The following is a 26,107-nucleotide window of genomic DNA, read 5'->3' on the forward strand; positions in this document are numbered from 1 at the left end:
TCAGTTTTCCGGTTCGAGCATGATCGTTGCCAAGGGCGGCAGGACGAGCATCGCCCCTATCTCCCCACCGGCATTGACCGCCTGAACGCGTCCGCCATTTCCCTTGCCGCTGCCGCCATAAATTTCGGCATCGGTGTTGAGAATCTCCCGCCACCGCCCCGCAACAGGAAGCGGCACATAATAGTTTTCCCGGTAGACCGGGGTCAGATTGCAGATAACCGCAACCGGTTTTTCGCCGGGCGCCGAGCGCAGCCAGGCGAAGACCGAGTTTTCGTGATCATCGACCACCAGCCACTGGAAACCTTCGGGTTCGCAGTCACGGGCGTGCAGAGCGGCTTTCGAACGGTAGGTGAGGTTGAGATCGCGCACGAGGCGGCGCATACCCTCATGCATCGGATATTGGCGAAGGTTCCAGTCGAGCGATCCCTTTTCGCTCCATTCGCTCCACTGGGCGAACTCCTGCCCCATGAACAGCAGCTTCTTGCCGGGATAACCCCACATGAACCCGTAATAGGACCGGAGATTGGCAAATTTCTGCCAGTCGTCGCCGGACATCTTGGCGATCAACGATCCCTTGCCGTGCACCACTTCGTCATGGGAAAGCGGCAGCACGAAATTTTCGGTGAAGGCATAAAGAAGGCCGAATGTCAGTTCCTGATGGTGGAACTTGCGGTGCACCGGCTCACGTGAGAAATAGCTCAGCGTGTCGTGCATGAAACCCATATTCCATTTGAAGCCGAAACCGAGGCCGCCCTCGTGAACCGGCTGCGACACTTTCGGCCAGGAGGTGGATTCTTCAGCAATGGTCATGACGCCCGGATGGGTGCCGTAGACGAGCGAGTTCATCTTCTGCAGGAAGCGGACGGATTCCAGGTTCTCGCGCCCGCCATATTCGTTGGGGATCCACTCGCCTTCCTTGCGGGAATAATCGAGATAGAGCATCGAGGCGACGGCATCGACGCGCAATCCATCGAGATGGAATTTTTCGGCCCAATAAAGCGCGTTGTTGACGAGGTAGGACAATACCTCGATGCGCCCGAAATTGTAGATGGCCGTGTTCCAGTCGGGATGAAAACCCTGACGCGGGTCGGCATGTTCGTAAAGCGCTGTCCCGTCAAACAGGCCCAGGCCGTGCTCGTCGGTTGGAAAATGCGCGGGAACCCAGTCGAGGATCACGCCGATGCCGACCTTGTGGGCGCCGTTGACGAAGCGGGCGAAACCTTCCGGATCGCCGAAACGGGCGGTCGGGGCATAAAGCCCGGTCGTCTGGTAACCCCAGGACGGATCGTAGGGATGTTCGGTGATCGGCAGAAACTCGATATGGGTGAAGCCCATATCCGTGCAATAGGGAATGAGCTGGGTGGCCATTTCGTCCCAGCTGAGGAAGGTGCCGTCCTCGCGACGCCGCCAGGAACCGGCGTGCACCTCGTAAATGCTGATCGGCTGCCGGCGCTGGTCCACTTGCGCCCAATGTTCCCGGTGGGCCTGATCTTCCCATTTCTGCGCCAGTTCTGGTGCGGTGACGGAGGCGTTCTTCGGCCGCAGTTCACCACGCCGTGCATAGGGGTCGGCCTTCAGCGGCAGAAGCTCGCCGTTTGCGCCGAGAATCTCGAATTTATAGGCGCAGCCGGCATAGACGTCAGGTGCGAAAATTTCCCAGATGCCGGTATCCTTGCGGAAGCGCATCACATGCCGTCGACCATCCCAATTGTTGAAATCGCCGACGACGGAGACGCGCCGCGCATTGGGAGCCCAGACGGCGAAGTGGAAACCTTCGACGCCTTCAAGCTTGAGCGGATGAGCGCCCATCTTGTCGAACAGTCGCAGATGCGATCCCTCGCGGACGAAATAATCGTCCATCGGTCCAAGAACCGGACCAAAGCTGTAGGGGTCGGTCACTGCCCATTCCGCATCGTCGCGACAGGCGCGATAACGCACCGGCTGACGCGAGGTGAGATCGACCGGGCCTTCGAAGAAACCCTCCGGATCGAGCTGCTTCAGTTCGCCGACGAAAGATCCGTCCAGTGTGAGGACAGATACTTCTTCAGCCCCCGGAATGAAGCACCGTGCAGAAAAACCTCCCGGCGTTTCGTGAACGCCGAGAAGTGCAAAGGGGTTGGAATGCAAACCGCTCTTGATCGCCTCGATTTCAGCCTTCGTGATTTCGCCAGTCTTTTTCTCTTCGGCCGAATTGAGCGGTTTTTTCATCAGGCTCTCCAGATATCGGCGGCGTATTGCCGGATCGTCCTGTCGGACGAGAACCAGCCCATACGCGCCGTGTTACGGACTGTTTTCGCATACCAGCTTTCCGGATCGCTCCAGATCGCATCCACCTTGCGCTGCGCTTCGGCGTAGGCGTCGAAGTCGGCCGCGACCATGAACCAGTCGCTGTTGTAAATGCCGTCGATCAGCCCGGCAAAGCGGGAGCGGTCGTCGGGTGAGAATACGCCAGAGGCGATGGATGACAGCGCCTGCGACAGTTCCACCGACTGTTCAATAATCGCGCGGGGGTTGTGGCCCTCGGCGCGCGCTTTCGACACCTCTTCCGCCGTCATGCCGAAGATGACGATGTTGTCCTCGCCGACATGTTCGAGCATTTCGACGTTCGCACCATCCAGCGTGCCGATGGTGAGCGCGCCGTTCAGCGCAAACTTCATGTTGCCGGTGCCCGAGGCTTCCATGCCGGCCGTCGAGATCTGTTCGGACAGATCGGCGGCCGGAACCATGATTTCCGCAAGCGAGACGTTGTAGTTCGGAATAAATACCACTTTCAGAAGCCCGCGCACGGCCGGATCGTTGTTGATGACCCGGGCAATATCGTTGGCAAGTTTTATGATCAGCTTCGCGTTGTGATAACTCGGCGCTGCCTTGCCTGCGAAGAACTTAACGCGCGGTACCCAATCCAGTTCCGGGTGAGAACGGATCTGGTCGTAAAGCGCCACCGTTTCGATAAGGTTCAGAAGCTGGCGCTTATATTCATGGATGCGCTTGATCTGGATGTCGAACATGGCCGAGGGATCGACACGGATGCCCATGCGTTGCGCCACCGTATTGGCAAGCCGCACCTTGTTCAGACGCTTCACTTCGGCAAATTTTTCGCGGAAACCGGCATCGTCGGCGAAGCGGTCGAGCGCTGTCAGCTTTTCCGCATCGTCGAGGAAATCGTCGCCGATCGCTTCCCGGATCAATCCGGTCAGGCCGGGGTTGCACTGCATCAGCCAGCGGCGCGGGGTGATGCCGTTGGTCTTGTTGTTGATGCGCTCGGGATAAAGGCTGTGCAGGTCGGCAAAGACCGTTTCCTTCATCAGTTCGGTATGAAGTGCCGAGACACCGTTGATGGAATGCGAGCCGATGAAGGCGAGATTGCCCATGCGAACGCGCCGCTCACCGTTTTCGTCGATCAGCGAGATGGACCGAATCTGCTGATCCGGCATCTTCTTTTCCTTGCGGGCGTAGACCAGCGTATTGGCATTGATCGCATAGACGATCTGCATGTGCCTCGGCAAAAGCCGCTCGAGCAGCGGGACGGGCCAGCTTTCCAGCGCTTCGGGCAAAAGCGTGTGGTTGGTGTAGGAGAAGGTGCCCTGCGTGATCTTCCAGGCTTCGTCGAATTCAAGGCCGTGGACATCGCATAGCAGGCGCATCATTTCGCAGATGGAAATGGCCGGATGCGTGTCGTTGAGCTGGATCGAAACCTTGTCGGGCAGCGAGGTGAAATCCGGATATTGCTGCAGGTGACGGCGCAGAATGTCCTGCAGGGAGGCGGAGGAGAAGAAGAACTCCTGCCGCAGACGCAATTCCTGGCCGGCCGGGGTCGCATCGGCAGGGTAGAGAACGCGCGTCAGGCTTTCGGCCTTGTTGCTTTCCCGCAGCGCGCCAATGTGGTCGCCGGCATTGAAGGCGGCAAGCAGAATAGGATCGATAGGCTGCGCCGACCATAGGCGCAAGGTGTTGACGCGGGTGCCGCGCCAGCCGACGACAGGCGTGTCGTAAGCCATGGCAATGACGCGTTCGGCAGGTTTCCAGACGAAGCGCTGCGGCTCCTCATATCCACCGATGGTTTCCACCGATCCGCCAAAGCCGATTTCATACGAGCTTTCGCGACGTTCGAATTCCCAGGGATTGCCGTGCGCCAGCCACGTCTCCGGCAATTCCACCTGCCATCCGTCCGCCATCTGCTGGCGGAAAAGGCCGTGCACATAACGGATGCCGTAGCCATAGGCGGGAATATCGACGGTTGCCATCGATTCCATGAAACAGGCAGCGAGACGGCCAAGGCCGCCATTGCCAAGTGCCGCATCCGGTTCCAGTCCGGCAATGACATCGAGATCGACGCCGAGCGAAGAAAGCGCGTCCCTGATTTCGTGCATCAGCCCGATATTGGAGATCGCATCGCGCATCAGGCGACCGATCAGAAACTCGAGCGACAGGTAATAAACGCGCTTGGAATTGTTGGCATAGGCCTTGCGGGTGGAGGCCATCCACCTGTCGATGATGCGGTCACGGACGACGAGAATGGTCGCGGTCAGCCAGTCATGCGGCTTGGCAACTTTTACGTCCTTGCCGATACGGTAGGTGAGGCGCTCGATGATTTCCGCTGCCATGATTTCCGGGTTGGAACTGCGCGGGGCGGGACGGGGAAGATCGGCGGCGTTTAGATTATTGATCATTGGTCGGTCAGCACCTTGGTGGGAGGAGAGGGTCTGATGAGGTCGATCCGGTTTGCCTTTACTGATGCCAGTTTATGCATCGATATGGAGGCGTGGCAACAGCATTTTTTGTGGAAATTTGAACAGCTTAGGGTAATGAAAAATAACACTTTTTCTTCAGCGTCCCGAGGATCGCCAAAGGCATTGCCTGCCCATTGTCCGTCATTCATGAACGGGTTTACATGGTCGTTGCGATGCAGGGCATCGTTCAAGAAAGGGAGAGGGGCTGCAACACTTCTGAAATGGTTCACCGGTCCTGAAATCTGTTTCGGTCTATCGGATCACACACTAGCCTTCGCGGCGGAGATAATTCAATGAAAATAAACACGACGCTGCCGCAGCCGCGCCCACCGGTGGCGTCCAAACTGAAAAAAATGGCCTCGGTCGTCATGAAATGCGACGTTTACGGCAGGGAAAAAGGTTCAGTGGTCATACCGCCGGCGCGGATCGTCACGCGGGTATTTGGCGGCACCGCACACCACGGGGTGCAATCGAAGGAAAAGGGTTCCGAGCTTAGCGCTATGCCCTCTTCAAGCCCACGCCAGTAAAGCGTTGGCGGCTTGTCGTCGCTTGACCAGCGGAAGGCGTGCAGGCAATCGCCATCCATCAACACGGCGCTGAACCGCAACGCGGAAGAAACACCCGCCGCGATCATCTTTTCCAGGCAGAGGCGCAGCGCGGTGGAAATGGCCCGAACCGGGTCCGCATCAAGGCCGTGGCCGGCGGCAATCAGGAAGATGGCTTCGCTGTCGCCGGTGCCGCGCCGGGCGGAATAAATATCATCGGGTATGAGGGAATCAATGTCGCGCCTGATCTGCTCGTAGCCGCCGATCTGGCCGTTATGCATGAACAGATATTGACCATGCGCAAAGGGGTGGCAATTGGCACGGGATACTTCGCCTGATGTGGCGGAGCGGACGTGGGCCATGAACATGCCCGAGCGGAGCTGGTGGCAAAGGGCGGCCAGATTGGCGTCGGACCAGGCGGGTCTGGTGTCGCGAAAAACGCCGGGCGTTCCGCGCTCGCCATACCAGCCAAGACCGCAACCGTCGCCGTTGACGACGGTTTTAGCTTCCCTTGCGGCCATGGACTGGCTGACCAGCGATGCTTCCGGCTCGATCAGAAGACTGTCGAGCCAGACCGGTTTACCGGAATAGGCAAAAAGGCGGCACATTCATGCAGCTCTGTTCAGGGCCTTGTTTTCGAGCGCGAAGCCGACAGCGGCCTGGGCGTGAATGGCGGTCGAATCGTAGCCCGGCAAAGGCAGGGCATCGGGATCGATCAGCAGGGAAATTTCGGTGCAGCCGAGAATGACGGAATCGACGCCGAGCGCACGGGCTTTCTCGATGACCGACATGTAGCGCTCGCGCGAGCACGACTTGATCTCGCCCTGGCACAATTCGCCAAAAATGATGTCGTGGATGGCGGCCCTGTCTTCCTCATCCGGCACGTCCACATCGACGCCGTGGCGGCGCATGCGGTCGGTGTAGAAGCCATGTTCCATCGTGTAGCGTGTGGCGAGCAGAAGCGGCTTGCGGCGTCCATCCGCCTTCAATGCGGTGGCAGTTTCGTCAATGATGTCGATGAGAGTGACGCCCGACATTTTTTCAACGGTTTCCGCAACGAGGTGCATGGTGTTGGTGCAGATCAGCACACAATCGGCACCCGCATTGGCAAGACGCGCACCCGCAGCGCCCAAAAGCGCGCCGGCCTCATCCCAGCGGTCGGCCTTCTGAAGGGCGACAACCTCGGAAAAATCGAGCGAATGCATGACGATATCGGCCGATACGAGCCCACCGCGGCTGTCACGAACGGCCTCGTTGATCATGCGATAATAGGTTGCGGTGGATTCCCAGCTCATGCCGCCGATCAGACCGATCCGTTTCATAGGCGTTCCCTTATAAAAGTTTGATTGATGACAAGAATGCCATTGCCGCGATGAAAACGGCATGCGTTTTTTCAGGGATTTAGAAGGCAGATTGCAAATTCTGGGCGTGCATTATGCTCAGCTCGCAAATTTCTTGCGTCACTACGTTAACCGGTGCATTCTGAAACAATGATTGACGACCGTGACCGCCGAATCCTTGCGATTCTCCAGGAGAATGCAGAAACACCTCTCGCCGATATCGCGGATGAGGTGTCATTATCGCTTTCCGCCTGTTCCCGCCGTATCACGCGTCTGCGTGCGGAAGGATATGTGACCGGCACGATGGCGCTGCTCGACCGGCGGAAAATCAACCTGCCGACCACGGTTTTCCTGCTCGTTAGAACCGGCCTGCATGCGGAGGACTGGCTGGACCGGTTCCACGCCGCCGTCAGCACGATACCGGAGATCGTCGAGGTGCACCGGCTGACCGGCAATTTCGATTATATTCTGAAACTCGTGCTGCCAAATGTCGAATATTACGACACCATCTACAAACAGATCCTCCGGCGGGTCGAGCTTTACGACATGTCCGCCTATATCTCCATGGAGACGGTGAAGCTGTCGTCTTCACTCCCGACGACGCATATCTGATCGCAATATTTGGTCTTTTTTCAGCGCCCGGCTTCAAAACGGAAACCAAAGCGGAAACTTCGGGTCTCACCCGGTTGAAGGGTAATGTCCGCTTCAAGTTGCGGCTGGTTGAAGGCGTTTGTCGGTGTTTCCACAGGTTCGAGCGCGATGGATTTTCGCCTGTCGCGGGCAAGCGTATCGCCGGTAAAGACATGCATGTGGCCGCGCTCCTGCCAAACGGTCAGGCTCGAACCATCGTTCCGGTTTTCGATCCTAGTCTCGTAAAGCCCGTTTGCGGATGGGATCAGATCGGTAAAGCAGACATCCAGCACATGGCCTGCGAGCGGCGCGGCAGAAAGAAACGCTGCATCGTCCCGTTTGAGAATGCCCGTCTCACTGTCGGTGAGTGGTATCAAATTCTCGTCCGTTTCGATCGCTGTTCGCGACGGTAGGGTGAGAAGGAGATCGTCGATGGAGGATATGCCGGGCAGACGGAAATAGGGATGCCAGCCGGCCGCAAAGGGCAAAGGCCGGTCGTCCCCATTGATGCCGCGTATATCGATGGTAACCGCATGGCCGGCAAACCGGTATTCCACCTCGATGGCGAGATGGTAGGGATAGCCCTTGAATTCGGCCGGCAATATCTCGGCACGAAAGACGATAATGTGCGCGTCGTTTTCCTCGAAAGATCGGTCGAGGGCGAAGGGCAGGGCACGGGCAAATCCGTGGAAGACGAGGTCCTCGTGGGCAAGCACCGGCTCGATACGGTGCATCTCCCCGCCAAATTTAAATTGGCCCTGAGGAATGCGATTGGTGAACGGGGCGAGAATGCCGTTTCTCACGCCGTTCTGCGACTGCAATTCCTGAAGCGACGAATAGCCGTCGACAAGGTTTTTTTCATTGCCATCGGCAAGTCGTGGCCGCCAGCTCAGAAGGGTCGCGCCCTCATAAGCGATCTCGGCGCTGAAGCCGTTTCCGGAAACGGTCAGGCTGGCAATCCCCGTGCCTGTTGCGGAAGTGGTCATCGGGAAATTGTCCTTCATGCAAGCGTCTGCGGCCGTCGGGCCGATTGCGCCGCCGATTCGCCCGATCATCTTCGCTGCGGAGACATTTCGCAATGGCCATGACGGTGGCACACCTTAATGACCTCGCGTCAGCTCGGCCTCTAAGGTGTTATTGCCCTGGCCATGGCGCAAATCATTCCGTGAAGGTGCGTTTCGCGCCGGTGAAAAATTCCATTAGTGCGGCCTGATCCTCGCCGCCAAGTCCCGCTGCTGTCAGCATGCGGTGCACCTCGGCGCAAACCGCCGTCAGCGGCATGGCCGTGTTGGTGCGTCGAGCCAGATCCTGCGCGCCGTTCAGGTCCTTGACCATATTGTCGATGCGGCCAGTCCGGCGGTAATCCTTCGCCACGTAACGTGGCATATATTCCTGAAGGATTGCGCTGTCGGCGCGGCCGCCTTTCAGCGCCTGCGGAATTTTGGCGGCATCGACGCCGGCATCCAGCGCGAGCTGCGTTGCTTCCGCTACGGCAAGGAAGTTCAGCCCGCAAAGAACCTGATTGATGAGCTTCGTCGTCTGGCCTGCGCCGCTTGGACCCATATGGGTGTAGTTGCTGGCCACGTGCCGCAACACGCGATGGGCATCGGCCACATCCTTTTCGGTGCCGCCGGCCATCAGGGTCAGTTGCCCGACGAGTGCCTTCGGCGCGCCGCCGGAAAGCGGGCTGTCCACCCAGCGCAGCCCTTTTTCAGCCGCATCCGCCGCCAGTTCTTTTGTCGCTTCCGGATCGATGGAGGACATGTCGATGATCAGCGTGCCGGGCCTGGCCCCCGCCGCCACGCCGTCTTTGCCGAAAACGGCGGCGCGGACGATTTTCGGCGAATTGAGGCTTAGGATCACGACATCGGAGACCGAAGCCGCTTGCGCCGCCGTCTCGGCGCTATGCGCACCAAGGCTGGTCAAAGCCGCCACCTTTTCCGCGTCCAGATCGAAAACCGTCAGGTGATTGCCGGTCTCGATCAGCCGCGCACCGATCGCGCCGCCCATCGCGCCAGCGCCGATGAGGGCGATTTTGTTCTTCTCGGTCATGGTGCTCACGGTCTCCTCCCAAAGCGTCGTGGTTACGGCTTCTTCAAAGCGAGGCGGTAATGCCGCCGTCGACGTAAAGAATATGTCCGTTCACGAAAGACGAGGCATCGGACGACAGGAAAATGCAGGCGCCGACAAGCTCTTCGACCTTGCCCCAGCGGCCGGCCGGCGTGCGTTTTTCAAGCCATGCTGAAAACGTCTCGTCTGCCACCAGGGCCGCGTTGAGCGGCGTGTCGAAATAGCCCGGCGCAATGGCGTTGCACTGCAGGCCATATTTCGCCCAGTCCGTCGCCATGCCCTTCGTCAGATTGCCGACGGCGCCCTTGGTGGCGGTGTACGGCGCGATACCGGGGCGGGCAAGAGCGGTCTGGACGCTGGCGATGTTGATGATCTTGCCACGTCCACGGCTGATCATATGACGCGCGACGGCTTGCCCTGCATGGAACACCGAGGCGATGTTTGTCTGTAACAGGCGCTCGAAGGCGTCGGCCGGAAAATCCTCCAGCGGTGTGCGGTGCTGCATGCCGGCATTGTTGACCAGAATATCGATGGGGCCGACTTCCGCCTCGAAACCGTCGATGGCCTTGCGCACCGCGTCATGATCGGTGGCATCGAAGGCGAGTGTCTTGGCACCCTTGATGCCTGCGGCGGCTGCTTTCAGCTTTGCCTCGTCGCGGCCGTTCAGCACCACTTCGGCTCCCGCCTCCACCAGGCCCTGCGCCAGCGCAAAGCCGATGCCCTGCGACGAGCCGGTGATCAGGGCGCGGCGGCCGGAAAGATCGAACAAATTAAGGCCCACTGTTTCCTCCAGTCTCTCGACATTGCTTTCATGCCGGTTTATGTTATCGATAACATTCATCCCTTTCAGACGTGGATGTCAAGGCTTAAACGCCTGTTTCCGGTACGCAACATGCGCGCGGGGAGGCTGCAGGGCGGCGGAGACGCGGCCGGCGGCAATGATTGGGATAGGGATTATTTTGTTGCGCCGTTTAAGGCGCGATATCGAACGGGAGATATTTATGAGAGCGATTGTCGCCCACGGGGCAAAGGATGTGCGCATCGAGGAGCGGCCGGAGGAGGCGCCGGGGGCAGGAGAAGTGCGTCTTCGTCTGGCTCGGGGCGGGATTTGCGGCAGCGATCTTCACTATTACAATCACGGCGGTTTCGGCGCGGTACGGCTTCGCGAACCAATGGTGCTGGGACATGAGGTCTCCGCCATTGTTGAGGAGCTGGGCGAGGGCGTCGAGGGGCTGAAGGTTGGCGGTCTGGTCGCGGTTTCGCCGTCCCGTCCGTGCAGGACCTGCCGCTTTTGCCAGGAAGGCCTGCACAATCAGTGCCTCAACATGCGCTTTTATGGCAGCGCCATGCCGTTTCCGCATATTCAGGGCGCTTTCCGCGAGGTTCTCATCGCGGATGCCCTGCAATGCGTTCCGGCCGACGGTTTGAGTGCCGGTGAGGCAGCTATGGCGGAACCGCTGGCGGTAACGCTGCATGCCACCCGCCGCGCCGGCGATTTGCTCGGAAAACGCGTGCTCGTCACCGGCTGCGGCCCCATCGGCATTCTCTCCATCCTGTCTGCCCGCCGTGCCGGTGCCGCTGAAATCGTCGCGACCGATCTTTCGGACTTCACGCTTGCCAAGGCGCGGGAAGCGGGCGCGGACCGCGTCATAAACAGCAAGGATGAGCCTGATGCGCTGGCGGCGTACGGCGCGAACAAGGGAACCTTCGACGTTCTCTATGAATGCTCCGGTGCCGCCGTTGCACTTGCGGGCGGGATTACGGCGTTGCGTCCGCGCGGCATCATTGTCCAGCTTGGCCTTGGTGGCGATATGAGCCTACCGATGATGGCGATTACTGCCAAGGAACTCGATCTGCGCGGCTCTTTCCGGTTCCATGAGGAATTCGCGACGGGCGTCGAACTGATGCGCAAAGGCCTGATCGACGTCAAGCCGTTCATCACCCAGACGGTGGACCTCGATGACGCCATCTCGGCCTTCAAATTTGCCTCCGACCGCAGCCGCGCCATGAAGGTGCAGATCGCTTTTTCGTAAGCGCCTGTTGCGCACGCCGGTTTGTCGACGTCTTGATCGGCGGTGGATTAATCCCCGCCGATTTTTCATGCGCGCGCTTCCATCTACAACATGACGTCTTTGATGTTATCGATATCATTTCGTGCATCGCGGGCTTTGAGAGTGTGCCAGAGGGCGCAGCCCTGATCCCCGGCAGACGCTGCCTCTTCTGATTTGCACATTTTGACGCAGGTCAAAAAGGTGATTTGCCGATTGCCATTTTTTGCTTTATCGAAATTTCAGAAATTACTGAAAATACAGGAAGCAAAGAAATGCCCACCAATCTTTCTCCGCTCGTTCAGTCCTTCGTGCTGCATTTCGGCGAGATGGGCAGCCGCTGGGGCATCAACCGCACGGTCGGCCAGGTCTATGCTTTGCTTTACATCTCGCCGAAGCCGCTCTGCGCGGACGACATTGTCGAGTCGCTCGGCATTTCCCGTTCCAATGTGTCGATGAGCCTGAAGGAGCTTCAGGCGTGGAACCTTGCAATTCTCAAGCATTTCCCCGGCGACCGGCGCGATTTTTTCACGACGCCGGAGGATGTGTGGCAAATTCTGCGCACCCTTGCCGAAGAGCGCAAGAAGCGCGAGATCGACCCGACACTCAGCGTGCTTCGTGAAATCCTGATGGAGAAGCCGGAAAACGAAGAGGAGCGGCATGCGCAGAAGCGCATCGATGAGATGAAAACGCTGATCGAGCAGCTCACCGGCTGGTATGACGATGTAAAGAAGCTGGAGACGGAGCGGTTGGCTTCGCTTCTGGCACTCGGCTCGAAGGTCACGAAGCTTCTGGAGGCCAAGGACAAGATCGTCTCTCTTGCCAGACCCCGTGCCAAGAAGGACAGGTGAGGAGATCGTCCGTGAGCATGTCCGCAGAAATCCGGCAATCCGCCAATGGCGATGATGCAGACTGTCCAGTTCCAGCGGCGGTCTCTCCAGATAAGGCACGGCGGCACTTCTTCGGTAAATCCACCAATGACAAGGGTGTCGGTACGGCGGAAATCGCGAAGGCACCCGCGGTAGGAAGATCGGTCGCCCTGCTGCATGTCCTGCCGGCTCTGCTCTGGTTGCCCCAGGCGGGTTTGCTTGCATTTTCGGTCGGAAACATTGCCGACGGTGCGCCGATGACGGCGATCCTGCCGGCGGCCGTGGCTGTTCTCGTTCTCGGTCTCATCAAGGCATGGCTGGAAAAAGTTGCCGCGAGACTGTCGTTTCGCGCCGCGCGTGCCGCCCTTTCGCGGCGGCGGCTGCAAGCGCTTCATTCCGTTGCGGAGGTGTCGCCGCTTGATCTGGCGCGCACGGCCTCCGGCGAGGCGGCAAGCGTCATCGCGGAGGCAGCCGAAGCGCTGGTACCTTATCTCTCCAGGTTCCAGCCTGCGCGGATGAAAGCTACCATTGTCCCCTTGGTTTTCGTGCTGACAATCCTGCCATTTACCTGGATTGCGGCGCTTGTTCTGTTGCTTTCCATGCCCACTATCCCGCTTTTCATGGCGCTGATCGGCTGGCAGGCGAAGGCTGCCAGTGAAAAGCAGCTGGCCGAGACCGGCAACATGAATGCTTTCCTGCTCGATCGCCTGCGCGGCCTGGAAACGATCCGCGCACTGGAAGCCGTTGATCTGACCGCTGGACGCCTGCGGACGGACGCAGAGAACCTAAAGAAGCGGACGATGGCTGTCCTGCGGATCGCCTTTCTGTCCTCGGCGGTGCTGGAGCTTTTCGCTGCCCTCGGCGTTGCCATGACCGCCGTTTATATCGGTTTCCATCTCCTCGGCTTTCTCGATTTCGGCGCGTGGGGCGAGAAGCTGACACTTGCGGAGGGGCTGTTCATCCTGCTTCTGGCGCCTGCCTTTTTCGAACCGCTGCGGGAATTGTCCGCCGTCTGGCACGACCGCGCAGCCGGCGAGGCGGCGCTGGGCGCGCTCGACACATTGACGCGGGCTGGCAAAGCCATCGTGGGGGAGGGTAAGGAGGTCGCAATGGCCCCCTTTCCGACGCCCGGTCTGGTGGAGTTGGCTAATCTCTCCTTCGCCTATCCGAATGCTCCGCCTGTCATTCGGAATCTAAACCTTACGGTCCAGTCAGGCGAGACAGTTGCGATTCTTGGGTCTTCCGGTTGTGGTAAATCCACTGTACTCTCCTTGATTGCCGGTTTGGCCGAGGTTGACAGCGGTACAATACGGATCGGGGGCGTAACGCTTGGTCATGCGACTGCCGATGGACTGCGCAAGACAATTGGCTGGGTCAGCCAGAAGCCGTTCTTTTTTGCCGGTTCCCTGAAGGCGAATATTCGCTTTGGCCGCGCCGGTGTCAGCGAAGGCATGGTTGATGAGACGCTGCGCTGCACCGGGCTGGATGCATTGTCGAAAGCACGCCGGCATCTGCCTATAGGAGACGGCGGCTACGGTATTTCGGGCGGGGAGGCGGTGCGCCTCGCCATTGCGCGTGCTTTCGCCGATCCGGCGACGCAGCTTGTGCTGGTCGATGAACCGACAGCGCATCTTGACCGGGAGACGGCTGCGCTCGTCACCGAAAACCTGCTGCAACTCGCAAAAGGCAGGACATTGATCGTCGCAACCCATGATCCTGTGCTCGCCGCGCGCATGGACAGGGTCGTGGATATGACGACGATCCATTCGAGGGGGCAGTCATGATCGCGCGTTTTGCCATATTGAAACCTGTTATTTCCCTGTTCTGGTCGGCGCGTCGCGGCATGCTGCTCGTTGGCGCGGTTCTGGCAGCAACCACGGTGCTGGCGGGTATAGGCCTTCTCGGCGTCTCCGGCTGGTTCATTACTGCGACCGCGATTGCCGGTCTGGCCCCCGCGACGGCATATGCTTTCGACGTCTTTGCGCCATCGGCGGCCATCCGTCTGCTGGCGTTGTCACGCACCGGCGCTCGTTATGGCGAGCGCATGACCACCCATGAGGCGACGCTGTCCGTGCTTGCAGCGCTTCGCGAAAAGCTGTTTCGTGGCTTTGCCGCACCGCAGGCGGCGAAACATCTGGAGGCGAGGCCCGCCCGCCTGCTGAACCGGCTGACTGCGGATATCGACGCGCTGGATTCGCTTTATCTGCGCGTGCTGGTACCCGCCGCCGTCGCAATCCTCGCCGCAATCGCAACAGGCATCGGTCTTGCCCTCCTCAATCCGCTTGCGGGCGTTCTGGCGGCCCTCTTCCTCATTGCGGTGGGTCTTGGCATTTCAGTGCGCTCGGCGTTGACGGCGGAAAAATTTGCGCGTCGCCGGGCAATCGGGCTTGAAGCGCTTCGTGCCCGCGCGGCGGACTTGGTCAACGGGCAGGTGGAATTGCTCACGACTGCCCGTCTCTCCGCGCAGGTTGCGGCGATTGAACGGGCCGACAATTATCTGCTCGCCTGCGATGACCGCTTGAACCGGATCGAAACCAATGCCGGTTTCTCATTCGGCATGTCAGCGGCGGTTCTTTTGAGTGTGGCTCTCCTCGGCATGGCCTGGCTTGCGGAGCAGGGCGTTGTGACCGCGCCGACTGCCGCCCTCGGCCTGCTCGTCTGTTTCGCCGCGCTGGAGCCCTTCACGGCGCTGCGCCGTGGTGCAATGGAACTCGGGCGCACGCTTTTTTCGGCAAGACGCATTGCGCCGCGTCTTTCCGCCGAGGCAGCCGCCAACTGTCCGCGCGTGCCTGCCATGGGCCTGGTGGCTGAGCTTGATGGTGTGCGGCTGGAGCGGGATGGGAACGAAAACCCTGTCCTGACGAATATCAACCTTGCAATCGCCGCCGGAGAGACGATTGCGATTATCGGCCCGAGCGGTGCGGGCAAGACCAGCCTCATCCAGCTTCTGGCTGGTGAAGTGCTACCGGCGGCGGGCAGGGTCAGCGCTTTGCCTTGCTCGCTCATGACGCAGAGAAGTCAGCTTTTTCGAGACAGCATCGCTGATAATCTGAGGCTGGCAAAACCTGCCGCGACCGAGCGTGAACTGTGGGATGCCCTTCAATCGGCAGGCCTTGGCGAGCACGTCAAAACCCTCGCCGCAGGGCTGGATACGAGACTTGGCGAGGCGGGGCAGGGTCTATCCGGCGGTCAGTCACGACGGCTCGCCTTTGCCCGTTTCCTTCTACGCGACAAACCACTCTGGCTTCTCGACGAGGTGACGGAAGGGCTGGACGGCGAAACCGCCCGTGACGTGCTCGGCCGGCTGTTTGCGAGGGCGGAAGGCAAGACTGTCGTGATGATAACCCACAATCGCCGTGAGGCGGAATTTGCCGATCGCATCATCGTGCTGAGAGAGGGGCGCCAACTTGATCAATGTCAAAGCGGCACCCCGGAATACGACGTAATGCTGCAAACATTGCGTCCGGACTGAGTGATTTTTTCAGGGCCGGCGCCGTTTCGTAACAGAAGGCCGGCCTTTCCTGAAAGGTGGGGTAAAAACATGGAACTCGACATCGTGGCGCTATCGCGCCTGCAATTCGCTGTTACCGCTTTATATCACTTTCTATTCGTTCCCCTGACGATCGGACTGTCCGTGGTGATCGCCATCATGGAAACGGTCTATGTCATGACCGGCCGCACCATCTGGCGGCAGATGACGAAATTCTGGGGTACATTGTTCGGCATCAACTTCGTGCTTGGTGTTTCCACCGGCATCGTCATGGAATTCCAGTTCGGCATGAACTGGAGTTATTACAGCCACTATGTCGGCGATATCTTCGGTGCGCCGCTAGCGATCGAAGGGATGATGGCTTTCTTTCTGGAAGCCACCTTTGTCGGTCTGTTCTTTTTCGGCTGGGACAAGCTGTCCAAGCTCGGCCATCTCATCGCAACATGGTGCGTGGCGATCGGCTCGAACTTCTCGGCGTTGTGGATATTGATCGCCAATGGCTGGATGCAGAACCCGACGGGATCGGCCTTCAACCCCCAGACCATGCGCATGGAGGTGACGGATTTCTTCGCGGTGCTGATGAACCCGGTCGCCCAGGCGAAGTTCGTGCACACGGTTTCTGCGGGTTATGTCACTGCCTCCATCTTCGTGCTCGGCGTTTCCGCCTGGTACGTGCTAAAAGGCCGCCATGTCGATCTCGCCAAGCGGTCTATGACGGTTGCCGCTTCTTTCGGCCTGGCTGCTGCACTGTCGGTCGTCGTGCTGGGTGATGAAAGCGGTTATCTTTCGACCGAACACCAGAAGATGAAGCTCGCCTCGATCGAAGCCATGTGGGAAACGGAACCGGCACCCGCCCCCTTTACTGCCATCGGTTTTCCTGATCAGGAAGCCCGCGAGACGCATTTCGCCGTGAAAATTCCGTGGGTGATGGGCCTTATCGGCACGCGCTCGCTGGACACGGAAATCCCCGGCATCAACGATCTGGTGGAACTCGCAAAGACCCGCATCCGCGATGGCATCAAGGCCTATGATGCGCTGATGCAGATACGTGCCACCGGCAAGGGCGCGGAACTGCCCGAAGAGGTGCGTGGCACCTTTGCGGAACTCGGCCACGAGCTTGGTTACGCCCTGTTGCTGAAACGTTATGTCGACGATCCGCGCCAGGCGACGGAGGAGCAGATTGCCAAGGCCGCCGCCGATACCATCCCGCATGTGCCGACGCTGTTCTGGGCGTTCCGCATCATGGTCGGTCTCGGCATATTCTTCATCCTGTTGACGGCAACCTTCTTTTATCTCTCCGCCCGCCGCCGGCTGGATCACTATCCGTTCTTGCTGAAGGTGGCCGTCTTCGCCATTCCGCTGCCGTGGATTGCTGCGGAAATGGGCTGGGTGGTCGCGGAATTCGGCCGTCAGCCATGGATCATCGAAGGCGTGCTGCCAACGGCCGCCGCCGTCTCCAGCCTCAGCGCTTCAACGGTTCTGATTACGCTTCTCTGCTTCATCGCCATCTATACGGTGCTGTTCATCGTCGAAATGGGGCTGATGCTGAAGGCGATCCGCAAGGGGCCGGATCCGGATCACGAGCCGGAAGCGCCGCTCGTTCCTGAAAAACTCGTCGCTGCGGAGTAAACGATCATGATATTGCATCAACTCATCGACTACGAAGTCCTCCGCGTCATCTGGTGGCTGCTGCTTGGCGTGGTGCTGATCGGTTTTGCCGTGACCGGCGGTTTCGATCTTGGCACGGGCGCGCTGCTGCCTTTCGTTGCGAAAACGGATCTCGAGCGGCGTGTCGTCATCAATTCCATCGGCCCGGTATGGGAAGGCAATCAGGTCTGGCTCATCCTTGGCGGCGGCGCCATCTTCGCCGCGTGGCCGCCGCTTTATGCGGTGTCTTTTTCAGGTTTTTACCTGGCGATGTTCGCCACCCTGTTTGCACTGATCCTGCGGCCGGTGGGGTTCAAATACCGCTCCAAGCGCGAGAGTACGACATGGCGCAGTACCTGGGATTGGGCGCTGTTTGTCGGTGGCTTTGTTCCCGCCCTGATTTTCGGTGTGGCGATCGGCAATGTGCTGCAGGGCGTACCCTTCCGCTTCAACGATGACCTCAGGATTTTTTACGACGGCACGACTTTGTTCGAGCTTCTCAACCCTTACGCAATCCTTTGCGGCCTCGTTTCCGTTTGCATGCTGGTGATGCATGGTGCGGCCTGGCTGGTGCTGAAGACCGAAGGGCCGGTCGCTGCGCGTGCCCGCAGTTTCGGCAGTATTGCAGCACTTGCCACCACAGTTCTCTTTGCGCTTGGTGGCGTATTGTTGTGGCTCGGTATCGACGGGTACCGCTTCACCTCGGAAGTCGTGACCGACGGTCCGTCCAATCCGTTGTCAAAGACGGTCGAGGTTGCAAGCGGCGTCTGGTTTGCGAATTACGCGGCCCATCCATGGATGATGCTGGCACCGGCGCTCGGTCTTGCCTTCCCGCTCGTCGCCTTCCTGTTGTTAAGGGGCGGGCGAGAGGTGCTGGCGCTGCTTTCCAGTTCGCTTGCCATATTCGGCATCATCTCGACGGTCGGTCTGACGATGTTTCCCTTCATCCTGCCCTCTTCGATCGATCCGAAATCGAGCCTTACGGTCTGGGACGCATCTTCGAGCCATATGACGCTGTTCATCATGCTGGTCGTCGCCCTCATCTTCATCCCCATCATCGTCGCTTACACCTCATGGGTCTATCGCGTGCTGTGGGGCAAGGTGGATGAAAAGGCGATCCGTGAAGACAGCGGCCACGCTTATTAATATCGAACAAATACAAGGAGATCGAACATGTGGTATTTCGCCTGGCTGCTCGGCCTGCCTCTCGCCGCCATTTTCGCCGTCATGAACGCCATGTGGTATGAGCTGATGGAAGAAAACGCCAGAAAGGCCGAGGCCAAGCCGGAAAAATAACGCTTCGGGGCACGGGGCAAAAAAGGGCGGCGTCCTATCTGGATGCCGCCCTTCTTGTAGAAATCGCCGCGATTGACACGCGCGGTTTCAGTGGATCGCGATGCCGCGCTTGTCCGCTTCTTCCTTGATGATGTCTTCAACCAGCGCTCTCTTGAGATTTGGGTTTCCCAGAAGATAGTCGTCGGCAATCTCGAAAATCGATTTCGGATTCTCGGTCCTGTGCAGGGTGTCGAGGTCCTGGCCGATCTGCTCTCGCAAGTTTGAATAGTCGTCCATCGCGGTTCTCCCGGTCACTGGTTCAATGCAGAAGTTCTGCCGGAACCTTGCCGCCGTTTTCAGACAGCTTCTTGATGACAGCCTTGTGCAGCCAGATGTTCATTGTGGCTGAGTCCGAGGTATCACCGGTATAGCCGAGTTCGCTTGCCAGTTCCTTGCGAGCGGTTAGGCTGCTGTCGAGATCGAGCGCTTTCAGAAGATCGACGATCGAATGTTTCCAGTCGAGTTTCTGCCCGTTCTGCTTGACCGCCGCGTCCAGAATGGATGCGACATCGACGCTGCCGGTGGATGCCGGAGCAGCGGCTGTCGGTGCGGGTGCTGCTGGCTGAGCCGGAGCGGCCGGGCTTGCGCCTGTCGTGGGCGCGCCAGCTGGCGCCGAAGTCTGCGGTGCCGCCTCTGCCTTGCCAAAAATCGCGTTCTTGATCTTGTCGAAAAAGCTCATTGTGTCCTCCCTCTATCGGCGAAATGCGCGCCCGATGGCAATGAGAATGCATGCGCCGATGAAACCGGCGATAAGGTATCCAATCCAGCCTCCGAGCGAAATGCCCACAAGCCCAAGCAGGAAATTGGCGACGATGGCGCCAACGATGCCGAGAATTATGTTCATGAAAAGACCCATGTTGCTTTTCATGAACTGTTCGGCAAGCCAACCGGCTACGCCGCCGATGATGATTGCTGCAATCCAGCCGATTTGTGCGTCTTCCATAACAGGCCTTTCCTTTGTGAGAGAGGTCCGCAGGCATATGGACAGGCTTCTGCGCGCACTGATCCCCCCGCCTCTTGACCCCAGGCAGGGAATTAACGGCCAATCGAGGATTTTGTTCCGGTCTCCTTGCTTTCGTCAGCTTTGGCTTTGGAAGTCCAGCCCGATATCCAGAACCGGCGCGCTGTGGGTCAGCCAGCCGACGGAGATGAGATCGATGCCGGTTGCTGCAATGGCTGCAGCGGTTTGAGGGGTGATGCGTCCGGAGGCCTCGGTGATGGCGCGGCCGGCGACGATCTGCACCGCCTCGCGCAGCTGTTCCGGCGGCATGTTGTCGAGTAGAACCGCATCGACTCCTTCCTCCATCGCTTCGCGCAATTGCAAGAGCGTATCGACCTCGACCTCGATCTTGACCAGATGTCCGACACCCGCCTTGGCGCTGCGGATAGCGTCACGCACGCCGCCGGCTACGGCGATGTGGTTGTCCTTGATGAGTACAGCATCATAAAGGGCAAAACGGTGGTTCATGCCGCCGCCGGCGCGCACGGCATATTTTTCCAGCGCCCTGAGGCCCGGCGTCGTTTTGCGGGTGCAGGCAACCGAGGCTCTGGTGCCGGAGATGGCGGCAGCAATTGTAGCGGTGACGGACGCGATGCCTGAGAGATGGCCGAGAAAATTAAGGGCGGTGCGCTCCGCCGTCAAAAGACCGCGCGAGGGACCCTCGATTGTCGCGATAATATCGCCCGGAGCGACCGCCGCGCCATCCTGCACCTGACGCCTCATCACGATTGTCGGGTCCACCAACTGGAAAGCCAGTTCTGCGGCATCAAGACCTGCGATGACACCCGGTTCACGCGCCGCCATGACGACGACTGAGCGATGATCGGCGGGGATGACTGCGGCGGACGTGATGTCGCCCGCCAGACCCAGGTCTTCCAGAAGGGCGTTGCGGACAAGCGGCTCCACGATAATGCGTGGCAGAGGGGTGAGGGTCATGTCAGGCGCTCCGCGCAATGCTGGAAGAAAAAAGATTGGACGATGAGAGGTCACAGGCAATGGCGATGACATCGGACAGGCAAAGCCTGCGCCTTGTGGCGGTCGCGTCCTTTTCCGGGAAATCGTTACGGAAATGGGCCCCGCGCGATTCTCTTCGCAAGGCGGCGAAGACGGCGATTGCGAGCCCGACGATGGCGGGATCGGATGCGGGGCCGTTCTGTTCGGCCAGTGGGAGAAGTTCGCTGATCGCGCTGATCAACCCCGCTTCATGTCTGGCGATGCCGAGATGGCGGGAGACGATGGGCCGGACGATAGAGGGGTCTGCTGCCGAAAGAACAGGCGTTGCGAATGGCGTGACAGCTGTCACCCGTTTTGATGCCGGTCGGGCGGCAATATCTTTTGCCGCACGCATGCCCATGGCAGCCGCCTCCAGCAAGGAATTGCTGGCCAGCCGATTGGCCCCGTGAAGACCGATGCAGGCGGTTTCGCCCGCAACCCATAGGCCCGGCACGGAACTACGGCCATTACCATCTGTGGCGACGCCACCCATGTGGTAGTGCACGGCGGGACGGACGGGCACGAGTTCGCGGGCGGGGTCTATGCCAGCCTCGCGGCATAGCAGGTCGATTGACGGGAAACGCGCCGAAAAACCGCTGCCGATCGCCTTGCGGGCATCGAGAAAGACTTTGCCGCCGCGCAGGATTTCCCGGTCGATGGCGCGGGCGACAATATCGCGGGAGGCAAGTTCTGCACCCGGAACGGTCGCCATGAAACGTTCGCCGCTTTCATTGAGAAGAACGGCACCTTCGCCCCGCACCGCCTCGCTGACCAGAGCCAGCGGCCGCCGGGGAGAGGAAAGCGCCGTTGGGTGGAACTGGACGAATTCCATATCAGTGAGGATGGCTCCGGCGCGCGCGGCGAGCATGATCCCCTGTCCGAAATTGCCGGTGGGATTGGTAGTGGCCTCATACAGCCCGCCGAGGCCACCGGTTGCAAGAATGACGTTTGTGGCCGGCAGAACAAAGCTGCCCTTTTGCCCGGCGCAGATGAGACCGGCTATGGCCCCGCCCTCTGTCAGCAGCCGGCGCACCTCCGCACCTTCCAGGACTGCGATGGACGGCGTGTTGAGAACGGCGGCTGCAAGAGCCCTCACAATGGCCGCACCCGAGCCGTCACCTTCGGCATGCAGGATGCGCCGGCGGCCATGGGCAGCTTCCAGCCCGAAAACGAGCCTGCCTTGTGCATCGCGATCGAAACGAACTCCGGCTCGTTCCAGGGCATCGATGACGGCGGGGGCGGTGGAGACGATATCCGCTGCCATAGCCGCGTCACAGAGGCCGTCGCCTGCGGCGAGCGTATCGGCAAGATGCAGTGCAGTGCTGTCGTCAGCGCCAAGGCTTGCAGCAATGCCGCCCTGCGCCCAGGCGCTGGACGTTTCGCCACCGAGCGCGCCGCGGGTCAGAAGCAGGACCGGTTGCGGTGCGAGCGTCAATGCTGCCATCAGGCCGGCAATACCGCTGCCGACGATGACCGTCCTGCCCGCATATTGCGACAGAGCGTCACTCATACCGCCAGCATCCTTTCCACCGCGCGGCGGGCGGCGACCGCAACAGCCGGATCGATTGTCACCTCGTGGCGGTTTTCTTCAAGCGCAGTGCGGATATTGCCGAGCGTGATGCGCTTCATGTGCGGGCAGAGGTTGCAGGGGCGGATGAATTCGACATCGGGATGATGCACGGCGACATTGTCGCTCATCGAGCATTCCGTCAAAAGCACCACGCGGGCCGGTCTTTCCCGGCCGACGTAGTCCGACATGACAGCGGTCGAGCCGGAAAAATCTGCGGCCTCGACGACATCGGGCGGACATTCGGGATGCGCGAGAACGGTGATGCCGGGATGGCTTTCGCGCAATTCCCTGATGTCGTCGGCGGTGAAAAGCTCATGCACCTCGCAATGGCCGCGCCATGCGATGAGTTCGACATTGGTCTCCCGCGCCACATTCTTCGCCAGATATTCGTCCGGCAGCATCAGCACGCGCGGCACGCCGAGCGATTCCACCACCTGGCGGGCATTGCCGGAGGTGCAGCATATGTCGGAAGCCGCCTTCACCGCCGCCGACGTGTTCACGTAAGTGACGACAGGAACGCCGGGATAGGCCTTGCGCAGAAGTGCGATGTCTTCGGGCGTGATGGAATCGGCGAGCGAGCAGCCGGCGGCCATATCCGGAATAAGCACGGTTTTTCCCGGATTTAGCAGCTTTGCCGTCTCGGCCATGAAATGCACGCCGGCGAGAACGATCACATCCGCTTCTACTTCCATTGCCTTGCGCGCAAGGGCGAGGCTGTCGCCAACGATATCGGCAACGCCGTGGAAGATTTCCGGCGTCTGGTAATTATGGGCGAGGATGACGGCGTTGCGCCTGCGCTTCAGATCGAGGATCGCCTCCACATCATCCTGAAAACCCATCCATTCCGCCTTGGGAATGACGCGGCTGACGCGGTCGTAAAGGCTTGCGGCAGATATCTGTTCGTTCACGGCACTCTCCCATTTATACTCTATTTGAGTATATCTACGGCAAACAAATATTCTCATTGTGAGCATATGTCAATTGCGGGAGAGTGGCAGTTTGGTTCCGGAAAGGGCGCGTTCATCCACAACGGTCTGGCGGAATCGGAAGAGCTTTGCAGGGCGTCCGCCGGTTTCGGTCGCCATGTCGCCAGTTTCTTCCACCAGCTGCTGCTGTTCTATCAGCCGGCGGAAGTTCTGCTTGTGCAGCGTCAGACCGGCGAGCGCCTCCACCGCGCGCTGCAATTGCAGCAGGGTGAAAGCGTCGGCCATCAGTTCGAAAACTACAGGCCGGTATTTAATCTTAGCCCGGAGGCGCGCGATGCCGGTGGCAAGAATGCGACGGTGATCGGCAAACATCGGTCTGCCGAAATTGATCCGAGGCTCACTCTGGGCTTCTTCGACCAGTCCGGCCTCATAGAGCAATTCGTAGCGCTGAAGTGTCAGTTCCTCGTTCCAGCCGCCGCCATCAAGGCCGAAGGTGAAGTCGGCGCGTAAATGGCGCTGGCCTTTGCAGGCAGGGTCGGAATCCGCCCAGCAGCGCAGCTTCTCGATGATTGTGTCCAGAACCGCCGGCCGGCCCTGCCGATGGTCTTCCCAAGGAAAATACTCGTACCAGCCATGCCAGATAGGGCGGCCATTGCCGGGCGGCTCCTGTTCGCGAACCAGCCCGAGATAACCGATCGATATGGTTCTTCCGCCAAGAATGTCATTGTTGCGGTCCCGGTCGGCGAAGGTGTAGAGTTGTTCGAGATAGCCGACGGGATGATGTGTCTGTTCGTGTATCCACTCTCTCAACCCGCTCTGAAGCGTCCTGTGTCCGAATTCAAACGGCCCTGATGGAAGTGCCGCGCCCGCCCGCACGGTCATTACCCGCGGCTCGTCCGTGGTGATGGCGGTGACGACGGCGATGAGTTCGGCGTGGGCAAGCCCTATGGTCACGGCGGCTCCTCTGGTAGATGGCGTCGGTATCGACCTTCTTTGGCACAGGAATGCCTGTTCGCCAACAAGCGGGCTGGGAAACGCGGATGCCGCCGCGCATGTAAAACTTTACGTAGCGATCAGACAAAAGAATAAGTGCTTGTGGTTAGTCGCGTATCGTCCTTTATGTTAAGACCCGCGTCAAAAGCATCCATAATGTAGAAGGCCGATGTTAGAGGATATATATCTCGAAGAAACACTTGTGGGTTATTACACCTGGAACGTGGGACAGAATCTGGTTTATCTGGATGCTGTGGCGGCTCGCCTGCGCGAATTTTCCGAAGAGAAAGCCGCCCGCGGCATTCCCGTGGAGGATTTCATAGATCAGATCGAAAGCGGCTCGCGCGCGCGTGTGGCCAAGGCGGTTTACAACTCGCTGACGAACGGCGTGTTCTATGATCAGCAATACCGCATCGAACTCAAATCCGGCGATTTTCGCTGGCTGCGGACAACGGGCAGGGTTATCCTTGATGGTGACCGCATTCCAATCATGGCGATGGGCACGGTGCGAGACATCACCTCGCGCAAGATTTTATTGATGTAATATTTATCGCGTTCGGTCTGTCTTGAAAAACGCCGATCTATTTCTTGTCGATTGTTTTGATGTTGCGGTGACATGGTTCGGCAGGTTTTCATTTTGCTGTTTCAGATCGTGCTGGTCACGGGGCTTGGTATAGCCGGCATCCGCATCGCCTCGCTCATGAATGGCGAGGCGGCATATCCAGCGACTGGCCTCTCCGCAAACACGGAAACGCTGTGGACGACCTCTCCGGTCCGGGTCGATCCCCGCCATCAGAATTATGAGCGTATTCCGACCCCGCCCGATCCATACCCCCTGAAAATATACGCGGATCAGCGCTTGCGCGTTGCGTCCAACAATCGCTTCACCTTCAAAGGACAGGAGTTCCGCCTCGCCGGCGTGGAAGACATCGACCGCAACCGGGTTTGCGTCGGACCTGACGGCCGCCGTTATGCCTGCGGCCTGAACGCCTTCAAGGCGCTGGAGAACCGCCTGCGCGGCAAATATCTGGAATGCCGCGTGCTGGAAGAAGGCGGCGGCGTTCCGTCGGTGGAATGTCGGATCAACGGGCAGGATGTGCGGGCGCTCTTGCAATAGTCAACGCGAAGAACAGACAATGCCACACGAAAGCCCGTGCTGGACGATGGAAATTTGTATGTTAGAAGGTTTGGTGGAGCTAAGCGGGATCGAACCGCTGACCTCTTGCATGCCATGCAAGCGCTCTCCCAGCTGAGCTATAGCCCCATAAGGGTTCCGGCATTTCGTCCGGTTCCGGGAACCGAAGCGGCTGTTGTTCCGTTCGGTGGCGGCTTACTACTTCGGCTAATCGAAGAGTGCAAGCACAAAAAACAGCCCGGCTTCATTTTTTTGTCGCCGGGCTGGTTTATCCAATAAGATCAAGCTTCTTCGTCGTCGCCCGGTACGCCGATGATGCCGGACATGTCGTCGTCATCGTCGTCTTCGTCGGCTTCGAGGAAGGTGTCGTCGTCGTCGCCGATTTCCACGTCGTCGTCATCGTCGCCCAGGTCCGGGATATCGTCGCCGCTGTTGTCGCCGTCGGCGTCTTCCAGCGATACGAGTTCGACTTCCGTGTTTTCGGCATCGACTTCCGCGACTTCTTCTTCTTCAGCCTGCTCGAGCTTTGCCTGAGCGGTGCTTTCTTCAAAGAAAGAGAGCGGCCAGGACTTGCCGCTATAGGGAGAAACGACCGGGTCGCGGTTCAGATCGTAGAACTTCTTGCCGGTATCGGGGTCTGTGCGCTTGGTACCAAGGTCCGCTTTTGCCACTGTCTAAGCCTCAAATTGTCGAATGAGTTTCGGTGTGTACGCCGTAAAACCGGCATAGACGGTAAAATTTCTAGCCGGTCCCCTTAATCGTTGCGGTCTTTCGTGTCAAAGACAA

The 26,107-nt window shown here is 59.3% G+C and carries 25 protein-coding genes and 1 tRNA gene; 10 read left to right on the forward strand and 16 right to left on the reverse strand.

The features are described from left to right. The 4 genes from glgB to ACQZ5Y_RS23225 all read right to left on the reverse strand — a co-directional run bounded on the left by glgB (window position 1) and on the right by ACQZ5Y_RS23225 (window position 6,597). Window positions 1–2,208: a 1,4-alpha-glucan branching protein GlgB gene (gene glgB, locus ACQZ5Y_RS23210; RefSeq protein ID WP_019566535.1), complete on the reverse strand. Its 2,208-nt coding sequence runs from the start codon at window positions 2,206–2,208 to the stop codon at window positions 1–3. Next, window positions 2,208–4,670, reverse strand: coding sequence for a glycogen/starch/alpha-glucan phosphorylase (locus ACQZ5Y_RS23215; RefSeq protein ID WP_174060217.1), 2,463 nt, complete (start codon window positions 4,668–4,670; stop codon window positions 2,208–2,210). Before ACQZ5Y_RS23215 ends, glgB begins: the two co-directional genes overlap by 1 nt. A 442-nt stretch (window positions 4,671–5,112) precedes the next feature. Next, window positions 5,113–5,883, reverse strand: a complete 771-nt coding sequence (locus ACQZ5Y_RS23220) for a class II glutamine amidotransferase (protein WP_004431819.1) — start codon at window positions 5,881–5,883, stop codon at window positions 5,113–5,115. After that, window positions 5,884–6,597 (reverse strand): aspartate/glutamate racemase family protein, encoded by a 714-nt coding sequence (locus tag ACQZ5Y_RS23225; protein WP_111799396.1) that lies wholly within the window; start codon window positions 6,595–6,597, stop codon window positions 5,884–5,886. It lies immediately after the preceding gene. 168 nt (window positions 6,598–6,765) lie between these two features. Between ACQZ5Y_RS23225 and ACQZ5Y_RS23230 the strand changes: the two genes are divergently transcribed. Further along, on the forward strand, window positions 6,766–7,227 hold the full coding sequence (locus ACQZ5Y_RS23230) for an Lrp/AsnC family transcriptional regulator (RefSeq protein ID WP_003498392.1): 462 nt from the start codon (window positions 6,766–6,768) through the stop codon (window positions 7,225–7,227). A 20-nt stretch (window positions 7,228–7,247) separates the two neighbouring features. On the opposite strand, the gene ACQZ5Y_RS23235 is transcribed toward ACQZ5Y_RS23230, so the two are convergent. The 3 genes from ACQZ5Y_RS23235 to ACQZ5Y_RS23245 all read right to left on the reverse strand — a co-directional run bounded on the left by ACQZ5Y_RS23235 (window position 7,248) and on the right by ACQZ5Y_RS23245 (window position 10,096). Then, window positions 7,248–8,231, reverse strand: a complete 984-nt coding sequence (locus ACQZ5Y_RS23235; protein ID WP_065658779.1) for an aldose 1-epimerase — start codon at window positions 8,229–8,231, stop codon at window positions 7,248–7,250. 172 nt (window positions 8,232–8,403) lie between these two features. Next, window positions 8,404–9,297, reverse strand: coding sequence for an NAD(P)-dependent oxidoreductase (locus tag ACQZ5Y_RS23240; protein ID WP_112681590.1), 894 nt, complete (start codon window positions 9,295–9,297; stop codon window positions 8,404–8,406). A gap of 43 nt (window positions 9,298–9,340) precedes the next feature. Then, a complete protein-coding gene (locus ACQZ5Y_RS23245) occupies window positions 9,341–10,096 on the reverse strand; it encodes an SDR family oxidoreductase (RefSeq protein WP_025595224.1) in 756 nt (251 codons plus the stop codon). 220 nt (window positions 10,097–10,316) lie between these two features. Between ACQZ5Y_RS23245 and ACQZ5Y_RS23250 the strand changes: the two genes are divergently transcribed. The 7 genes from ACQZ5Y_RS23250 to cydX all read left to right on the forward strand — a co-directional run bounded on the left by ACQZ5Y_RS23250 (window position 10,317) and on the right by cydX (window position 18,665). Next, entirely contained in the window at window positions 10,317–11,348 is a 1,032-nt protein-coding gene (locus tag ACQZ5Y_RS23250; protein ID WP_174060218.1) for an L-idonate 5-dehydrogenase, read from the forward strand. 290 nt (window positions 11,349–11,638) lie between these two features. Then, window positions 11,639–12,214 (forward strand): GbsR/MarR family transcriptional regulator, encoded by a 576-nt coding sequence (locus ACQZ5Y_RS23255; RefSeq protein ID WP_013762080.1) that lies wholly within the window; start codon window positions 11,639–11,641, stop codon window positions 12,212–12,214. Between the two features lie 17 nt (window positions 12,215–12,231). Next, complete coding sequence (gene cydD, locus ACQZ5Y_RS23260) at window positions 12,232–14,016, forward strand: thiol reductant ABC exporter subunit CydD (protein WP_174060228.1); 1,785 nt, start codon at window positions 12,232–12,234, stop codon at window positions 14,014–14,016. Continuing rightward, window positions 14,013–15,704 (forward strand): amino acid ABC transporter ATP-binding/permease protein, encoded by a 1,692-nt coding sequence (locus ACQZ5Y_RS23265; RefSeq protein WP_174060219.1) that lies wholly within the window; start codon window positions 14,013–14,015, stop codon window positions 15,702–15,704. The genes cydD and ACQZ5Y_RS23265 overlap by 4 nt, the downstream gene beginning before the upstream one ends. Before the next feature lie 69 nt (window positions 15,705–15,773). Further along, a complete protein-coding gene (locus ACQZ5Y_RS23270) occupies window positions 15,774–17,351 on the forward strand; it encodes a cytochrome ubiquinol oxidase subunit I (protein WP_004431849.1) in 1,578 nt (525 codons plus the stop codon). Window positions 17,352–17,357: 6 nt separating this feature from the next. Beyond that, a complete protein-coding gene (gene cydB / locus ACQZ5Y_RS23275) occupies window positions 17,358–18,515 on the forward strand; it encodes a cytochrome d ubiquinol oxidase subunit II (RefSeq protein ID WP_025595220.1) in 1,158 nt (385 codons plus the stop codon). A gap of 27 nt (window positions 18,516–18,542) precedes the next feature. Continuing rightward, on the forward strand, window positions 18,543–18,665 hold the full coding sequence (gene cydX, locus ACQZ5Y_RS23280) for a cytochrome bd-I oxidase subunit CydX (protein ID WP_003498405.1): 123 nt from the start codon (window positions 18,543–18,545) through the stop codon (window positions 18,663–18,665). A gap of 87 nt (window positions 18,666–18,752) precedes the next feature. On the opposite strand, the gene ACQZ5Y_RS23285 is transcribed toward cydX, so the two are convergent. The 7 genes from ACQZ5Y_RS23285 to ACQZ5Y_RS23315 form a co-directional block, all read right to left on the reverse strand. Then, window positions 18,753–18,941: a hypothetical protein gene (locus ACQZ5Y_RS23285; RefSeq protein ID WP_004431853.1), complete on the reverse strand. Its 189-nt coding sequence runs from the start codon at window positions 18,939–18,941 to the stop codon at window positions 18,753–18,755. A gap of 22 nt (window positions 18,942–18,963) precedes the next feature. Then, the gene (locus ACQZ5Y_RS23290) at window positions 18,964–19,383 is read right to left on the reverse strand and encodes a DUF3597 domain-containing protein (RefSeq protein WP_004431862.1); all 420 of its coding nucleotides are present in this window, start codon (window positions 19,381–19,383) and stop codon (window positions 18,964–18,966) included. Window positions 19,384–19,395: 12 nt separating this feature from the next. Then, window positions 19,396–19,647, reverse strand: coding sequence for a GlsB/YeaQ/YmgE family stress response membrane protein (locus ACQZ5Y_RS23295; RefSeq protein WP_004431872.1), 252 nt, complete (start codon window positions 19,645–19,647; stop codon window positions 19,396–19,398). 135 nt (window positions 19,648–19,782) lie between these two features. Next, window positions 19,783–20,640 (reverse strand): carboxylating nicotinate-nucleotide diphosphorylase, encoded by an 858-nt coding sequence (gene nadC, locus ACQZ5Y_RS23300; protein ID WP_038494650.1) that lies wholly within the window; start codon window positions 20,638–20,640, stop codon window positions 19,783–19,785. A 1-nt stretch (window position 20,641) separates the two neighbouring features. Beyond that, window positions 20,642–22,207 (reverse strand): L-aspartate oxidase, encoded by a 1,566-nt coding sequence (locus ACQZ5Y_RS23305; RefSeq protein WP_112290772.1) that lies wholly within the window; start codon window positions 22,205–22,207, stop codon window positions 20,642–20,644. Continuing rightward, the gene (gene nadA, locus ACQZ5Y_RS23310; protein ID WP_013762087.1) at window positions 22,204–23,175 is read right to left on the reverse strand and encodes a quinolinate synthase NadA; all 972 of its coding nucleotides are present in this window, start codon (window positions 23,173–23,175) and stop codon (window positions 22,204–22,206) included. The genes ACQZ5Y_RS23305 and nadA overlap by 4 nt, the downstream gene beginning before the upstream one ends. Window positions 23,176–23,244: 69 nt before the next feature. Next, entirely contained in the window at window positions 23,245–24,147 is a 903-nt protein-coding gene (locus ACQZ5Y_RS23315; RefSeq protein ID WP_004431893.1) for an NUDIX hydrolase, read from the reverse strand. Window positions 24,148–24,355: 208 nt separating this feature from the next. Here ACQZ5Y_RS23315 and ACQZ5Y_RS23320 point away from each other — a divergent pair, with 208 nt between their 5' ends. Both ACQZ5Y_RS23320 and ACQZ5Y_RS23325 read left to right on the forward strand, forming a co-directional pair. Beyond that, the gene (locus ACQZ5Y_RS23320; protein WP_004431894.1) at window positions 24,356–24,730 is read left to right on the forward strand and encodes a PAS domain-containing protein; all 375 of its coding nucleotides are present in this window, start codon (window positions 24,356–24,358) and stop codon (window positions 24,728–24,730) included. A 72-nt stretch (window positions 24,731–24,802) separates the two neighbouring features. Next, window positions 24,803–25,303 (forward strand): thermonuclease family protein, encoded by a 501-nt coding sequence (locus ACQZ5Y_RS23325; RefSeq protein ID WP_112751880.1) that lies wholly within the window; start codon window positions 24,803–24,805, stop codon window positions 25,301–25,303. Window positions 25,304–25,374: 71 nt separating this feature from the next. Here ACQZ5Y_RS23325 and ACQZ5Y_RS23330 read toward each other — a convergent pair. After that, window positions 25,375–25,450: transfer RNA gene (locus tag ACQZ5Y_RS23330), tRNA-Ala, on the reverse strand. 152 nt (window positions 25,451–25,602) lie between these two features. Then, window positions 25,603–25,992, reverse strand: coding sequence for a TIGR02300 family protein (locus ACQZ5Y_RS23335; protein WP_004431900.1), 390 nt, complete (start codon window positions 25,990–25,992; stop codon window positions 25,603–25,605). Window positions 25,993–26,107 lie beyond the last annotated feature (115 nt).

Source organism: Agrobacterium sp. A3-95 (assembly GCF_053521785.1).

Coding starts and splice junctions, on each gene's coding strand:
- glgB (WP_019566535.1), bottom strand. CDS start 2,208: ATGAAAAAACCGCTCAATTCGGCCGAAGAGAAAAAGACTGGCGAAATC.
- ACQZ5Y_RS23215 (WP_174060217.1), bottom strand. CDS start 4,670: ATGATCAATAATCTAAACGCCGCCGATCTTCCCCGTCCCGCCCCGCGC.
- ACQZ5Y_RS23220 (WP_004431819.1), bottom strand. CDS start 5,883: ATGTGCCGCCTTTTTGCCTATTCCGGTAAACCGGTCTGGCTCGACAGT.
- ACQZ5Y_RS23225 (WP_111799396.1), bottom strand. CDS start 6,597: ATGAAACGGATCGGTCTGATCGGCGGCATGAGCTGGGAATCCACCGCA.
- ACQZ5Y_RS23230 (WP_003498392.1), top strand. CDS start 6,766: ATGATTGACGACCGTGACCGCCGAATCCTTGCGATTCTCCAGGAGAAT.
- ACQZ5Y_RS23235 (WP_065658779.1), bottom strand. CDS start 8,231: ATGACCACTTCCGCAACAGGCACGGGGATTGCCAGCCTGACCGTTTCC.
- ACQZ5Y_RS23240 (WP_112681590.1), bottom strand. CDS start 9,297: ATGACCGAGAAGAACAAAATCGCCCTCATCGGCGCTGGCGCGATGGGC.
- ACQZ5Y_RS23250 (WP_174060218.1), top strand. CDS start 10,317: ATGAGAGCGATTGTCGCCCACGGGGCAAAGGATGTGCGCATCGAGGAG.
- ACQZ5Y_RS23255 (WP_013762080.1), top strand. CDS start 11,639: ATGCCCACCAATCTTTCTCCGCTCGTTCAGTCCTTCGTGCTGCATTTC.
- cydD (WP_174060228.1), top strand. CDS start 12,232: ATGTCCGCAGAAATCCGGCAATCCGCCAATGGCGATGATGCAGACTGT.
- ACQZ5Y_RS23265 (WP_174060219.1), top strand. CDS start 14,013: ATGATCGCGCGTTTTGCCATATTGAAACCTGTTATTTCCCTGTTCTGG.
- ACQZ5Y_RS23270 (WP_004431849.1), top strand. CDS start 15,774: ATGGAACTCGACATCGTGGCGCTATCGCGCCTGCAATTCGCTGTTACC.
- cydB (WP_025595220.1), top strand. CDS start 17,358: ATGATATTGCATCAACTCATCGACTACGAAGTCCTCCGCGTCATCTGG.
- cydX (WP_003498405.1), top strand. CDS start 18,543: ATGTGGTATTTCGCCTGGCTGCTCGGCCTGCCTCTCGCCGCCATTTTC.
- ACQZ5Y_RS23285 (WP_004431853.1), bottom strand. CDS start 18,941: ATGGACGACTATTCAAACTTGCGAGAGCAGATCGGCCAGGACCTCGAC.
- ACQZ5Y_RS23290 (WP_004431862.1), bottom strand. CDS start 19,383: ATGAGCTTTTTCGACAAGATCAAGAACGCGATTTTTGGCAAGGCAGAG.
- ACQZ5Y_RS23295 (WP_004431872.1), bottom strand. CDS start 19,647: ATGGAAGACGCACAAATCGGCTGGATTGCAGCAATCATCATCGGCGGC.
- nadC (WP_038494650.1), bottom strand. CDS start 20,640: ATGACCCTCACCCCTCTGCCACGCATTATCGTGGAGCCGCTTGTCCGC.
- ACQZ5Y_RS23305 (WP_112290772.1), bottom strand. CDS start 22,207: ATGAGTGACGCTCTGTCGCAATATGCGGGCAGGACGGTCATCGTCGGC.
- ACQZ5Y_RS23320 (WP_004431894.1), top strand. CDS start 24,356: ATGTTAGAGGATATATATCTCGAAGAAACACTTGTGGGTTATTACACC.
- ACQZ5Y_RS23325 (WP_112751880.1), top strand. CDS start 24,803: ATGGTTCGGCAGGTTTTCATTTTGCTGTTTCAGATCGTGCTGGTCACG.